The organism is Micromonospora sp. NPDC005087 (genome assembly GCF_042872965.1).
In the GTDB taxonomy this organism is placed as follows: domain Bacteria; phylum Actinomycetota; class Actinomycetes; order Mycobacteriales; family Micromonosporaceae; genus Micromonospora.
The window spans coordinates 1-12,894 of the sequence record NZ_JBIALB010000007.1 but is presented as its reverse complement, the minus strand read 5'-3'; the positions used below and the strand labels follow the sequence as shown (position 1 = coordinate 12,894).

The window sequence follows — 12,894 nt, the reverse complement described above, 5'->3', positions numbered from 1 at the left end:
TCCTTGGTCGGGAAGTCGACACCGACATGCCGGAAATCTGTTACCCCATATGGCCTTTGCCGTATTGGTACTGCTTTCCTTGGGTGTTGACGGAGATTACGCTGGCCGCCATGTCTGCCCAAGGTGAGATCGCAACGCCGCCCACGGTGCTGCCGAGATGAAGTCGTTCCTCGCCGTCTCGTACGCCCCGGGCAGGCTGACCGCGACCGAGGAGGCGTCCCGGGCCGACGCTCTCACCCGCCTCGGTGCCGACGCGCGGATACTGTCCACCGAGGACGGCTGGCTCGCCTTCCAGGGCGCGGACCCGGGCGATCGGGTCGACGACAGCGGCAACGCCTTCACACTGCGCCTGGGCCGGGCGGCTCGTACCCGGACCGCCGATGTCGCCACCGCCGAGTTGGCCGAGCAGTTGGGCCGGGGCACGAAGGCGGACGGCGCCGCGCTCGCCGCGCTGGTGCCCCCGTTCGCCGCGGCGCACCGCTCCGGGCCCGGCGAGCCGATCGTGGCGGCCACGGACTGGCTCGGCTTCCGGCAGCTCTTCTGGTGGCAGGGCGATGGTGTGGCCGCGGTGTCGACGAGTGCGCTCGCGCTCGGCGCGCTGGCCGGGGCGGGGCTGGACCACGGCGCGCTCGGCCTGCAGGGCCTGGTGGGCTGGCAGGTGGGGCTCGGCACGGTCTTCGCGCAGGTCGAGAAGGTGCCCGCCGGATGCTTGGCGGTGCTGGACGCGGGCCGGGTGGAGACGCACCGCTACGTGGAGCAGTCGCTCGCCCTGGACGGCCCGGCACCGTCCCTGCCCGAGGTCGCCGACGAGATGGCCGGGATGCTGCGGGAGTTCCTCGCGGCCTACCTCGCTGACCATCCCAGCACCGTGCTCCAGTTGACCGGTGGCCAGGACACCCGCGTCCTGCTCGCGGCGCTGTCCCCGGAGACTCGCCGAGGGCTGCGCGCGCTCACCCTGGATGTGCGGGGCGGCTCGGACGCCACGCTGGCCCAGCGGCTGAGCGCGCTGGGTGGGCTGGATCTGCATGTCCACTGGCTGGACGAGCAGCCACCGGTCACGCCGGCCGCGGCGCACTCCGCGGCGCTACAAGCGGCGGCGGCGCTGGACTGCATGGCCAGCCCGCTGGCCCTGGCCCCGTTGCTCCTCGCCGAGGGCCACCTCGAGCAGGGGCATCGCCTCTCCGGCCTCGGCGGGGAAGCCTGCCGCGGGTTCTACTACTTCGGCCAGCCCCGCGACGCGACCACCTCGCCCCACCTGATCGGCCAGTTGGCGAACTGGCGCCTCTACGCGAACGAGGCCGTCGACGCCCGCGCACTCGAACCGGGCTTCGTGGCCGCCGCGCGCACCGACGCGCTCGAACGGATCACGGCATCCTTCGACGGCGCTCCGCCGCAATGGCTGCAGGCCACCGACTACTTCTATCTCTACCAGCGCATGCAGCGATGGGCGGGAGCGCATGGCTCGGTCGCGGCCGTCAACCGCTTCTTCATCAACCCGATGTTCGATCGCCGCTTCATCCAGTTGGCGCACTCCGTGTCGCCCGACCAGAAGGGGAGCGGCCTGCTGACCGGGCAGCTCATCCACCGGCTCGATGCCGAACTGGCCGCGGTGCCGCTGGATTCCGGGCTGGTTCCCGCCCGGTTGGGGCAACGCGGCATCCGTGACCGCGCGGCGGCGGCCCGGGTCACCGCGCGGAAGCTGTCCGGCAAGGTACGGCAGCGGCTGCGCCATTCCGGCCGGGCGCAGCTGGGCGCGGCCGAGGTGGCGGCGCTCGTGGTCGAGCACTGGCGCAGCGAGCCGGACGTCCTCGCACCGCTTCGGACCACCGGCATCGTCCGGGACGCATGGCTGGACGAGTTGCTGGCGGGGCGGCGGGAGTGCGCCCCTGCCACGGTGGCCTTCCTGACCAACCTCGTGGTCGCCACCGCGCCGCAGCCCGTCACCTGAGGTCACCTGCCCGCCGACGTGCGGCGCACCGTGACCCGACAGCGGAGCCCGCTCCTCCCGACACCGGGAGGAGCCCCTCGCTCACGCCGTCCGCGCAGGTCACCCATGGTCCAACGTCGATACCGGTGACTTAGCGGCATTTCGATCGTTGTGTTGGTGTGTCCCGTGCAGGGGTTGTCAGGCGAGCATCCTCCCGGATCGCCCGGCGAACGCGGTGCTGAGCCCAACGCCTTCGCCGCCCCCGTGAACCGTGCGGCGGGCCCCCGCGCGCGTCCGCCGCTGGCCAGGGCAGACGACGCGAGGAGTCTCACCTGGGGCTGTGGCTGGATCGCGTCGGACGCACCAGCCGTCGACGTCCGCGACACCGCATCTTCCGTACCGGCGTTCGCCCGCCCCGCGTCGAGTGACACCACTTGTGGAGAAGGGAACCACATGGTCAGGAATTCGCGAGCGGTCATCGTGCTAGCCGTTGCCGGCGCGGTGGCGATCTCTGGGACGGCGCTGGCTGGTCGCTACGCGACCAGCCCGGGCGGCGCGGAGCCCGCGGCGGCACCCTCCGGAACGTACTCGCTGTGGAGCAGCTCAGCAGTACCGGGCACGGTTACCGACCCGGACAGACAGGCCGTGGAACTGGGGGTGAAATTCACCGCGACCCAGGACGGCAGCGTCCTCGGCGTCCGGTTCTACAAGTCGAGGAGGAACACCGGCGTGCACACGGGCAGCCTCTGGGCGATCAACGGCACCAGGCTCGCCACCGTGCGGTTCACCAACGAGAGCCCGTCCGGATGGCAGTACGCCGCCTTCTCGGCCTCGGTGGCCGTCAAGGCCAATGCGCTGTACGTGGTGTCGTACCACACCAACGTGGGGCAGTACTCGGCCGACGACCGTTACTTCGCCGCAGATCGCAGCCGGGGCCCGTTGCGCGCGCCGGCCGACGGGTCGCAGGGCGCCAACGGCGTGTACCGGTACGGCGCGGGCGGATTCCCGAACCGGGGCTACCGGGCCACCAACTACTGGGTCGACGTCGTCTTCAATCCCGGCGCTCCCGCCACGTCCAGTCCTACCCCTCGACCCACGACGGCATCCCCCCGCCCCACCTCGCCGAGTCCCACCCCGACCGCGGCGCCGACGCCCAGCTCCACCCCGCCCGCACCGACTCCGACCGTCACCGGCAACCCCGACAGCACCGGTGGCGGCAGGTACCCCCAGCGCTTCTCGGTGGGCGCACCCGGGGTCGGCAGGTACCGCCAGTCCGATGCCCGCCTGCCGGTGCCGGCCGGCTACCAGGAGGTGTTCCCGCACGACACCGGGAGCAAGGAGTGGGACCTGTACGAGTGCAACGGCACCGTGAATCTCGACCACAAGTACTTCCATGCCTTCATCTACATCGGCACGAACTGTCACGGCACCGTCAACATCACGAACTCCATCATCGCGCCGCCACCGGGTTCCGCCAATCGGGCCATCCTGGTCAACGCGAATTCCTCGGGCAGCCTTCGCCTCAACATCAGCAACACGACCATCCGGCCCGAACCGGTGGGCCTGGGCATGAAGAGTGCACCGTTGACCGATCACGCGATCAACGACTGCCCCACCTGCACGATCCAGCTCAGCCGCGTCGACGTGGCGAACACCGGCGGCATGTGCCTCTGCGGGGCGGATACCACCATCGAGTACAGCTGGCTCCACGACAACTACATCGCCCACCTGGCCGACCCCTCCCAGGCCCACACCGGGGGCGTCTTCCCCTATGGCGGCACCGGTCCGCTGGAGATCAGCCACAGCCGGCTCGAGCCGGGCGTCAACGCCTACACCGGCGCGGAGATCCCCAACTACTGGCAGGCCATCACCGCCGTGCTGTTCACCCAGAGTTCGGGCGGCTCCCGGCTGCGCAACTACCAGGTCCACGACAGTTTCATCTCGCTCGGCGCCTTCGGGCTGTACGCCCAGGACGGTGAGGGGCTGCGACTGCGCGACAACGTATTCGGGCCGACGCACTGGGGCTACACGAGCCGGTGCGGGTCCGGATGCTACGTCACCTTCGCCGACTGGACGAACAACGTCGTGGGCACGATCGACGGCGCCCCGACGGCGCAGCTGGTCCCCAGACCCGCATAGGTGGTGACCACCCGGGGCGGGCGTGGTGGTACGCGCCCGCCTGCCCCGGGTTCGGTCGCCCCGTGACGGCCCGACCTAGCGGGCGGCCAGCTTGCGGAGCACGGCGACGATGTGGTCCTGGTCGTCCTCGGTCAGCGCGTGGTGCAGCGGCAGGATGAGCGAGTCGCGGGTCAGCCGCTCGGTCACCGGCAGCGGCGCGGGCGACACGTCGGCGTAGGCCGGCTCCAGGTGGGCGGCCATGATGCCGCGTCGGGCCGACACTCCGGCGGCGGCCAGCTCGGCGAGCACCTCGTCGCGGCCGGTCCCGTACTCCGGGTCGATCAGCAGCCAGAACGACTGGAAGTTGGTCTCGCCGTACTCGGGGTCGCGGACCGGGGCCAGACCCTTGAGGTCCGCCAGCAGCTCGTGGTAGCGGGCCGCCAGCGCGCGCCGGTGAGCCACCAGATCCGCGAGGCGGCCGAGCTGCACGAGACCGATCGCCGCCTGGATGTCGGTCATTCGGTAGTTGAAGGCGGTCTCCAGGTAGGCCTCGATGACCGGCTGGGAGCTGGCGTGGCGGTCGGCCGCGGAGACGTTCATGCCGTGTTCCCGCAACCGGCGCAGCCGGGCCGCCCACTCCGGATCGTCCACGGTGACCATGCCACCCTCGCCCGTCGTCAGCAACTTGCGGGGATGGAACGACCAGGCCGAGATCGTCGCGCCGGCGCCGACCGGCCGTCCGTACGCCGTCGACCCGGCGGCGCAGGCCGCGTCCTCGATCAGCGGCAGCCCCCAGCGGCCGGTGGCGTTCCGCAGCGCGGCGACGTCGAACGGCACGCCGCCCTGGTGCACCGCGATCACCGCCCGGGTCCGGGCGGTGCGCACCGCGTCGATCGTCGCCACCGTCAGGTTGCCGGTGCGGACGTCGACGTCGGCGAAGACCGGGGTGGCGCCGACGTAGCGCACCGCGTTGGCGGTGGCGATGAACGAGAACGATGGCACGATCACCTCGTCGCCCGGGCCGATCTCCAGCACCACCAGCGCCAGATGAAGTGCGGTCGTGCACGAGCTGACGGCCACGCCGTGGCCGGCGCCGACCAGGGCTGCGAACTCCTGCTCGAACCGAGCCACCCGGGGCCCCTGGGCCACCCAGCCCGACCGTACGGCGTCGGCGGCGGCCTGCGCCTCCTCCTCACCGAGGCGGGGGATCATCACCGGGATCCGGGTGCTGCTCACTTCTCGGCCCGCCACCAGTCGACCAGCCCCTGAAGCCCCTCGTGCAGGCCGATCTCGGCGCGGAAGCTCAGCTTCTCCGCGGCGGCGGTGGTGTCGGCCAGTCGGCGGGTGACGCCGTTGACCGCGCGGGCCGGACCGTGCTCGGGTGCGAGGTCGGACTTCATCACGTCGCTGAGCGCCTGGGCCAGCTCCTTGAGGCTGGTCTCGGTGCCGCTGGCGATGTTGAACACCTCGTCGGTGACGTCCGCCCGGGCGGCCAGGATGTTGGCCCGGGCGATGTCGGCGACGTGCACGAAGTCCATCGTCTGCAGGCCGTCACCGAGGATCAGCGGGGGCACACCCGATTCGATCCGCTCCATCCACCGGATCAGGACCTCGGTGTAGAGGCCGTGGATGTCCATCCGGGGGCCGTAGACGTTGAAGTAGCGCAGCGCGATGTAGTCCAGGCCGTACATGCTGTGGTAGCTGCGCAGCATGCCTTCGTTGAACGCCTTGGCGGCGCCGTAGAACGTGTCGTTGTGGTACGGGTGGTGCCGCTCGGTGGTCGGGAACTCGTCGGCGAGCCCGTACACGGAGGCCGACGAGGACAGGATGACCTTGCGGACCCGGGCGGCGGCGGCCGCCTCCAGCACGTTGAACGTGCCGTCGACCAGCACCTCGTTGGCCAGCCGCGGCTCCTCGGCGCACTGGGTGATGCGGATGGCGGCGAGGTGGAAGACCAGGTCCTTGCCGCGGGTCAGCTCGTGCACCAGCCCGACGTCGCGGATGTCTCCCTCGACCAGGCGGACACCGGCGTGCGGCAGGGCCCGGGCGAGGTTCTCCCGGCAGCCGCGGACGAAGTTGTCCAGGACGACGACCTCGGCCGCGCCGCCGGCGACCAGCTGGTCGACGACGTGGGAACCGATCGTGCCCGCTCCACCGGTGACCAGGGCCCGTGTCCCGGCGGTCTCCACCGCGCTCATGCCGCTGCTCCGCTTCGCTCCGCGCCGGACTGAGCAATTGCCCTACCGGTTTCGACGATTTGTCCGTGCACGTCTGTCCATTCGTTGAGATTGACCACTGATCCGCCACTGGCGAGGCTGCGCGAGGCGGCCTCCAGGATGGCCATCACCCGCAGGCCGGACCGGCCGTCGGTCAGGGCGGGCGTGCCGGTGCGGATCGACCGGGCGAACTCCTCGACCATGGTCCGCAGCGCCTCCCGCTCCGTCAGGGCCGGCGCCACCATGTCGCCCGAGCGGTACGAGACCAGCATGTCCCGGCGCTGCTCGTCGCCGAGCTCCTCCGCCGACGCCACGTCGACCCCGCGGTCGAAGATCGAGAGTCGCTGGCTCGGGTTGAGGTCGTCCCAGACCAAGGTCCGCTTCGACCCGCCGATGATCGCGGTCCGGATCTTCACCGGGGAGAGCCAATTGACGTGGATGTGCGCGATCGCGCCGGTGTTGAGGTGCAGCGTCAGGTAGGCGACGCAGGCCCGCCCCGCCCCGATCCGGTCCGCGCCGTGCGCGGCCACCGAGACCGGCGCCACCCCGGACGGGAGGATGAAGTCGAGAATCGACAGGTCGTGCGGCGCCAGGTCCCACATCACGTCGATGTCGCGCTGGACCAGCCCGAGGTTGATTCGTACCGAGTCGAGGTACTGCAGCTCGCCCAGTTCCCCGCCGTGCAGCAGCTCGCGGATGCGCAGTACAGCGGGCGTGTAGCAGTAGGTGTGGTCGCACATCAGCGACAGTCCCCGGCCCTCCGCCTCCGCCACCAGCGCGCGCCCCTGTTCGACGTCGGCCGCCAGCGGCTTCTCCACGAGCACGTGCTTGCCGGCCCGTAGCGCCGCCATCGCCACCTCGAGGTGGGTGCCGGCCGGGGTGGCGATGGCCACCGCGTGTACGTCGTCGTCGGCCAGCACCGTGGCCAGGTCGTCGGTCGCCTGGACTGTCGAGTAGTCACCGAGCGCGCGTCGGGCCCGGGTCATATCGAGGTCGCAGAGCCAGCGCAACCGGAATGCGTCAGAGGTCTGGAAGTTACGCACAAGATTCGGCCCCCAGTAACCGGCACCGATGACGGCAACGCCGATTGGTTCGACGGCAGCGGGCGATGAGTTCACTGATACCCGTTTCGCTAGTCAGGACAGGAAAATCCGCTGAGGGGGGAGTTGGTGGCGACGTCCATTTGGCAAGCTACCGAGGTCGTCCTCGCCAGCGCCAGCACCGACCGGGAATTCCGGCGGTGCCGCCGGGGTCATCCGGTCCGTTTGGTCTGCCCGCGCACTTCGAATGGCCCGTTCTGCGGCCACTGGGTCGGCTTTCTGACATTGCCCTTGTTGCCGACCGTCTACCGTTTTCACCCCACAGAAGATCGCCGCACCGCGGAGGGAACGAGAGATGACGGACGCCCACTGGGCATCGCACGACGGTGCGCAGATCGCCGCGACGGCCGATGTGGACGAACGTGCCACCATCCGTCCCGGCACGCGCGTCTGGCACCTGGCTCAGGTCCGCGAGCATGCCTCGGTCGGCCGGAACTGCGTCATCGGTCGCGGCGCGTACGTCGGGCCGGGCGTCCGCTTGGGCGACAACGTCAAGCTGCAGAACCACGCCCTGGTGTACGCGCCAGCGGAACTGGCCGACGGGTCTTCATCGGGCCGGCCGCGGTGCTCACGAACGACGAGTACCCGCGCTCGGTCACCCCGGAGGGGCGGCTGAAGAGCGGCGACGACTGGACAGCGGTCGGCGTGGTGGTCGGCGAGGGCGCGGCGATCGGAGCGCGGGCCGTCTGCGTGGCGCCGGTCTCGATCGGCCTGTAGGCCCTGATCGCGGCCGGCGCAGTGGTCACCCGGGATGTTCCCGACTTCGCGCTCATGGTCGGAGTTCCCGCCCGCCCGCCCGCCCGCCCGCCGGGCGGGCGGGCGGGCGAGCCGCTCGTGGCGAAGGACGACGGCCGGTGGATCTGTCCCGCCGACCGGCCCGAGCCGGCGGGGGGCTACCCCCGCCGGGGTGAACTGGCTGGAACTCGTCGGCTGGGCCGGCTCCGCGCTGCTGGTCTGGTCGCTGCTGCAGACCCGCATCCTGCGGCTGCGCGCGCTCAACCTGCTCGGCTGCCTCATCCTGATCGGCTACAACGCCGCCGTGCACGTGTGGCCCATGGTCGGGCTGAACGTGGTGCTCACGGTGATCAACGTCTGGTACCTGCGGAAGATGCTGGCCACCCGGCACGACGCGCAGACCTACGAAGTGGTCGAGGTGGGCACCGGCGACGCATTCCTGGCCCACACCCTGCGGGTGCACGCCGCCGACATCGCCCGGTTCAACCCGGACTTCCGCTGGGACCCGGCCGCCGCCGACCGGTCGGCGTTCCTGGTGGTCCGCGCCGACGAGGTGGTCGGCGTGGTGGTCTCGCACGCCGAGGCCGGCGGGGTGGCTCAGATCGACCTGGACTACATGACCCCGCCGTTCCGCGACTTCACCCCCGGCGAGTTCGTCTACCGGCGCAGCCGCCTGTTCACCGACCGCGGTTTCCGCCGGGTGGTCAGCCCGCCCGGCATGGTCGCCCCCTACTACCACCGGCTCGGCTTCCGCCCGGAGGGCGACGCGTACGTGCTGGAACTGCCCGCGCCCGCCTGACCCGCCGGCCTGAGGATTGCGCGGCCCGCCCGCGGGGCACAGAGGGGCGACGCCGCCCGGGCCACGGTCGGCGGCGGGCCGGCCACCGCGGCCGGCCGGGTCGGGGTCGAGGGGAGAGAACCGGGCGTGCAGAGCTACTGGAGCCAGCTGGCCCTGGTCGGAGTTCTGGTGATCGTCAACGCGGCCTTCGCCGGCAGCGAGATGGCCCTAGTCTCGCTGCGCGACAGCCAGCTCCAGCGGCTGGAACGCGGCAGCCGCGCCGGCCGCACCCTGGCACGGCTGGCCAAGGACCCCAACCGGTTCCTGGCCACCATCCAGATCGGCATCACCCTGGCCGGCTTCCTGGCCTCCGCCGCTGCGGCGGTCTCGCTCGTCAAGCCCCTCGTGCCGCTGCTCGGGGTGTTCGGGGGCGCCGCCGAGACGGTGGCGATCGTGGTGGTCACCCTCGCGCTGACCTTCGTCACCCTGGTCTTCGGCGAGCTGGCCCCCAAGCGGATCGCCCTGCAGTCCGCCGAGCGGTGGGCGCTGCTGGTGGCCCGTCCGCTCGACCTGCTCGCCACCGTGACCCGACCGGCCGTCTGGGCCCTCGGCGCCACCAGCGACCTCGTGGTCCGGCTGGTCGGGCTCAACCCGAAGCACCAGCCGGACGAGATCGGCCCGGACGAGCTGCGCGACATCGTCGCCGGCAACCATGGCTTCACCAAGGAGCAGCGCACCATCATCGCCGGCGCCGTGGAGATCGCCGACCGGCGGTTGCGGGCCGTCCTCGTACCCCGGTTGCGGGTCTTCACGCTCGACAGCGGGACCAGCGCGGAGTCCGCGCGACTGGTGCTGGCCGCCACCGGGCACTCCCGGGCACCGGTGGTGCGCCACGGCGGCCTGGACGACACGCTCGGCGTGATCCATCTGCGTGACTTGGTGGGGGTGCCGGACGACCGGCCGGTCGACGAGATCGCCCGCCCTCCGATGCTGCTGCCCGACTCGCTGCCGGTGGTGGACGCGCTGCGCCAGTTCAAGGCCGAACGCCAGCACATCGCTCTGGTGGTGGACGAGCGCGGCGCCGTCGACGGCATCGTCACGCTGGAGGACATCCTGGAGGAGATCGTCGGGGAGATCTACGACGAGACCGACCGGGACGGCTACTCGGTGCGCCGCGAGCCCGACGGCGCGCTGGTGCTGCCCGGCACCTTCCCGGTGCACGACCTGCCGGACATCGGCGTCGAGCTGCCGTCCCGGCCGGCCGGCGACTACACCACCGTCGCCGGGCTGGTGCTGGCCTGCCTCGGCCACATCCCCACCGTCGTGGGGGAGGACGAAACCCTGGACGGCTGGGTGCTGGTGGTGGCGGGCATCGACCACCGGGCGATCACCGAGGTACGGCTGAGCCGGGTCCCCGACGAGGCGCACGTCGACCAGGACGCCGAGCCGGTGCTGGACGAGGCCCGCAGCTGAGCGGGCGCGCCGCGACGCGTGGGTGCGTCGGTTCAGGCGGGGGAGAGGTTCTGCAGCCTGACCTGGCCGCGGGCGACCAGCCGCTGGTCGGCGTCGGTGATCTCCACCTGCCAGAGCTGCTGGCTGCGACCCCGGTGCACCGGCGTGCCGACCGCCGTCAGCTCGCCCTCCCGGACCGCCCGCAGGAAGTCCGTCTGGTTGCTGACGCCGACGACGGTGCCCCGGTCGCCCAGCCAGAGCGAGCCGCCCACGCTGGCCGCGGTCTCCACCACCGAGCAGTACACCCCGCCGTGCTGGATGCCGAACGGCTGGTGCAGCTCGGGCCGGACGCGCCAGCCGATGACGACCCGGTCGGCGGTCGCCTCCTCGAACTTCAGGCCGAGCAGGGCGACGAAGCCACCCGTCAGGTCCGGCATCTCCACGGCAAACCCTCCTCGATCAACGGAGCGCAAGCCTAACTGGGGCGGCTTGCGCGAAACCCGGTACGGGTCGGTGCCGAGGATGGGGGAGAATTGGCGACCGTGACCGACAGCAGCCTTCCGCCGCCCGGGCGGGACTCCCTGACCGACGATTTGCTCTGGCGTGGCCTGATTCAGGACTCGACCGGCCTCGACGAGCTGCGCGAGCTGCTCGACGGTGCGGACGCCGCCACCTTCTACGTGGGCTTCGACCCCACCGCGCCGAGCCTGCACGTCGGCCACCTCATGCAGGTCACCATGGCCCGCCGGCTGCAACTCGCGGGCCACCGCCCGTTGCTGCTGGTCGGCGGGGCGACCGGGCAGATCGGTGACCCGAAGGAGAGCGCCGAGCGGACGCTCAACCCGCCCGAGGTGATCGCCGGCTGGGTCGCGCGGATCCGCGAGCAGTTGGCCCCGTTCGTGTCGTACACCGGCGACAACGCGGCGCGACTGGTGAACAACCTGGACTGGACCGGCGAGATGTCGGTGGTCGAGTTCCTCCGCGACGTGGGCAAGCACTTCCCGGTGAACAAGATGCTGGCGCGGGAGGTGGTGCGGGCCCGGTTGGAAACGGGAATCAGCTTCACCGAGTTCAGCTACCAGCTGTTGCAGGCCAACGACTTCTTCGAGCTGCACCGCCGGCATGGCTGCCAGCTCCAGTTCGGCGGCTCCGACCAGTGGGGCAACATCACCGCCGGCGTCGACTACGTACGGCGGCGTGGGGCCGGGCCGGTGGAGGCGTTCACCACGCCACTGGTCACGAAGTCCGACGGCACGAAGTTCGGCAAGACCGAGGGCGGCGCCGTCTGGCTCGACCCCATGTTGACCAGCCCGTACGCGTTCTACCAGTTCTGGCTGAACGTCGAGGACCGGGAGGTCGACCGCTACCTGCGGTACTTCAGCTTCCGGTCGCGTGACGAGCTGGAGGAACTGGCGAAGGCGACCGCCGAACGGCCGGCGGCCCGGCTGGCACAGCGGGCGCTCGCCGAGGAGCTGACGACCCTGGTGCACGGGCCGGAGGAGACCCGGCAGGCCATCGCCGCCAGCCAGGCGTTGTTCGGTCGGGGCTCACTGGATGAGCTGGCCCCGGAGACGCTGCGCGCGGCGCTGACCGAGGCCGGCCTGGTGCAGCTCGCCGGCGAGTTGCCGGACGTGGCGGGCCTGCTGCGCGACTCCGGCCTGGTGCCCAGCCACAAGGAGGGCCGTCGCGTGATCGCCGAGGGCGGCGCCTACGTCAACAACAACCGGGTGGCCGAGGTGGACGCCACGGTGTCACCGGCCGACCTGCTGCACGGGCGGTACCTGGTGCTGCGCCGCGGCAAGCGCTCCTTCGCGGGCGTTGAGCTGCGCGAATAGGTACCTGTCAACGGTGTGACGGGGGACGCGTCCGGCGGATTTGACGATCATCCCGCCGGACGCGTAACTTTCTCTCTGCCAGCGCGGAACGGACGAAACAGGCGAAAGTCTGAGAGGCCGGAGCGCGGTGAAGACCACCGGGTCGGAGGGGTTGCACCTCTCAGACCTGGTACCGGGTGGGGCCCCAGAGTCGCCGCGAGGCGGATTTGGTGAGGCGGAGCCGACCGGGTAAGGTTAACGACCGGCAGGGCACCGGGCGAGTTCGCGGGAAACCGCGGCGGCCGGCCTGCCGAATCCATGATGAGGGCGGCGCAAGCCGGTCGAGACATGGTGCCCGCATGACGGAGTGACGCACGACAGACCGCGAAAACAGCGGTTTGACACGGCGGAAACCGGCGGGTAACGTAGTAAAAGTGCCTGACGCCAGATGAGCGTCAGGGACACGGTACGGAAAGCCCCGAGATGGGGTCCCACTGGTTGGGGCTTTTGATCGGTGTGTGGTTGTTCTTTGAGAACTCAACAGGGTGCTTGAAAAGCCAGTGCCAATTATGATTTATAACCCGGACTGGTGGTCCTTTTGGATTGCTGGTTGGGATTCCTTTGGCAACACTTTTGTTGTCAGGATGCTGTTCGACAATTTTTTGTTGGAGAGTTTGATCCTGGCTCAGGACGAACGCTGGCGGCGTGCTTAACACATGCAAGTCGAGCGGAAAGGCCCTTCGGGGTACTCGAG

11 protein-coding genes and 1 rRNA gene are annotated in these 12,894 nt (G+C 70.7%); 8 read left to right on the top strand and 4 right to left on the bottom strand.

Annotated elements, in window-relative coordinates; translation table 11 throughout:
- Positions 1 to 157 precede the first annotated feature (157 nt).
- Positions 158 to 1,948, top strand: coding sequence for a hypothetical protein (locus ACFYPS_RS17790; RefSeq protein ID WP_387325552.1), 1,791 nt, complete (start codon positions 158 to 160; stop codon positions 1,946 to 1,948).
- A gap of 432 nt (positions 1,949 to 2,380) precedes the next feature.
- Positions 2,381 to 4,066 (top strand): DUF4082 domain-containing protein, encoded by a 1,686-nt coding sequence (locus ACFYPS_RS17785; RefSeq protein WP_387325549.1) that lies wholly within the window; start codon positions 2,381 to 2,383, stop codon positions 4,064 to 4,066.
- Positions 4,067 to 4,141: 75 nt separating this feature from the next.
- Here the strand turns inward: ACFYPS_RS17785 and ACFYPS_RS17780 are convergent, their stop codons facing one another.
- Genes ACFYPS_RS17780 through ACFYPS_RS17770 form a run of 3 tightly spaced genes read right to left on the bottom strand, consistent with a single transcriptional unit; the run spans position 4,142 to position 7,379 of the window.
- Positions 4,142 to 5,281 carry a DegT/DnrJ/EryC1/StrS aminotransferase family protein gene (locus tag ACFYPS_RS17780; protein WP_244298828.1) on the bottom strand — a complete coding sequence of 380 codons (1,140 nt, stop codon included), beginning with the start codon at positions 5,279 to 5,281 and terminating at the stop codon, positions 4,142 to 4,144.
- A complete protein-coding gene (locus ACFYPS_RS17775; protein ID WP_387325546.1) occupies positions 5,278 to 6,243 on the bottom strand; it encodes an NAD-dependent epimerase/dehydratase family protein in 966 nt (321 codons plus the stop codon). Before ACFYPS_RS17775 ends, ACFYPS_RS17780 begins: the two co-directional genes overlap by 4 nt.
- Positions 6,240 to 7,379 (bottom strand): Gfo/Idh/MocA family protein, encoded by a 1,140-nt coding sequence (locus ACFYPS_RS17770; RefSeq protein ID WP_387325543.1) that lies wholly within the window; start codon positions 7,377 to 7,379, stop codon positions 6,240 to 6,242. Before ACFYPS_RS17770 ends, ACFYPS_RS17775 begins: the two co-directional genes overlap by 4 nt.
- A 277-nt stretch (positions 7,380 to 7,656) precedes the next feature.
- Between ACFYPS_RS17770 and ACFYPS_RS17765 the strand changes: the two genes are divergently transcribed.
- The 4 genes from ACFYPS_RS17765 (at position 7,657) to ACFYPS_RS17750 (ending at position 10,347) form a co-directional block, all read left to right on the top strand.
- A complete protein-coding gene (locus ACFYPS_RS17765) occupies positions 7,657 to 7,977 on the top strand; it encodes a DapH/DapD/GlmU-related protein (RefSeq protein ID WP_354964323.1) in 321 nt (106 codons plus the stop codon).
- Positions 7,926 to 8,078, top strand: coding sequence for a hypothetical protein (locus tag ACFYPS_RS17760; protein ID WP_387325912.1), 153 nt, complete (start codon positions 7,926 to 7,928; stop codon positions 8,076 to 8,078). The genes ACFYPS_RS17765 and ACFYPS_RS17760 overlap by 52 nt, the downstream gene beginning before the upstream one ends.
- 190 nt (positions 8,079 to 8,268) lie before the next feature.
- Positions 8,269 to 8,895 (top strand): hypothetical protein, encoded by a 627-nt coding sequence (locus ACFYPS_RS17755; RefSeq protein WP_387325540.1) that lies wholly within the window; start codon positions 8,269 to 8,271, stop codon positions 8,893 to 8,895.
- A gap of 126 nt (positions 8,896 to 9,021) precedes the next feature.
- On the top strand, positions 9,022 to 10,347 hold the full coding sequence (locus ACFYPS_RS17750; RefSeq protein WP_387325537.1) for a hemolysin family protein: 1,326 nt from the start codon (positions 9,022 to 9,024) through the stop codon (positions 10,345 to 10,347).
- Between the two features lie 32 nt (positions 10,348 to 10,379).
- Here the strand turns inward: ACFYPS_RS17750 and ACFYPS_RS17745 are convergent, their stop codons facing one another.
- A complete protein-coding gene (locus ACFYPS_RS17745) occupies positions 10,380 to 10,763 on the bottom strand; it encodes a PaaI family thioesterase (RefSeq protein ID WP_208869982.1) in 384 nt (127 codons plus the stop codon).
- A gap of 105 nt (positions 10,764 to 10,868) precedes the next feature.
- Here ACFYPS_RS17745 and tyrS point away from each other — a divergent pair, with 105 nt between their 5' ends.
- Together tyrS and ACFYPS_RS17735 are read left to right on the top strand one after the other, a co-directional pair.
- Positions 10,869 to 12,161 carry a tyrosine--tRNA ligase gene (tyrS, locus tag ACFYPS_RS17740; protein WP_354964326.1) on the top strand — a complete coding sequence of 431 codons (1,293 nt, stop codon included), beginning with the start codon at positions 10,869 to 10,871 and terminating at the stop codon, positions 12,159 to 12,161.
- 641 nt (positions 12,162 to 12,802) lie between these two features.
- A 16S ribosomal RNA gene (locus ACFYPS_RS17735) occupies positions 12,803 to 12,894 on the top strand; the annotation flags it as partial.

What these genes read in the sequence shown, in the direction of transcription:
- ACFYPS_RS17775 (WP_387325546.1), bottom strand. Translation starts at nt 6,243, where the DNA reads ATGAGCGCGGTGGAGACCGCCGGGACACGGGCCCTGGTCACCGGTGGA.
- ACFYPS_RS17785 (WP_387325549.1), top strand. Translation starts at nt 2,381, where the DNA reads ATGGTCAGGAATTCGCGAGCGGTCATCGTGCTAGCCGTTGCCGGCGCG.
- ACFYPS_RS17765 (WP_354964323.1), top strand. Translation starts at nt 7,657, where the DNA reads ATGACGGACGCCCACTGGGCATCGCACGACGGTGCGCAGATCGCCGCG.
- ACFYPS_RS17790 (WP_387325552.1), top strand. Translation starts at nt 158, where the DNA reads ATGAAGTCGTTCCTCGCCGTCTCGTACGCCCCGGGCAGGCTGACCGCG.
- ACFYPS_RS17745 (WP_208869982.1), bottom strand. Translation starts at nt 10,763, where the DNA reads ATGCCGGACCTGACGGGTGGCTTCGTCGCCCTGCTCGGCCTGAAGTTC.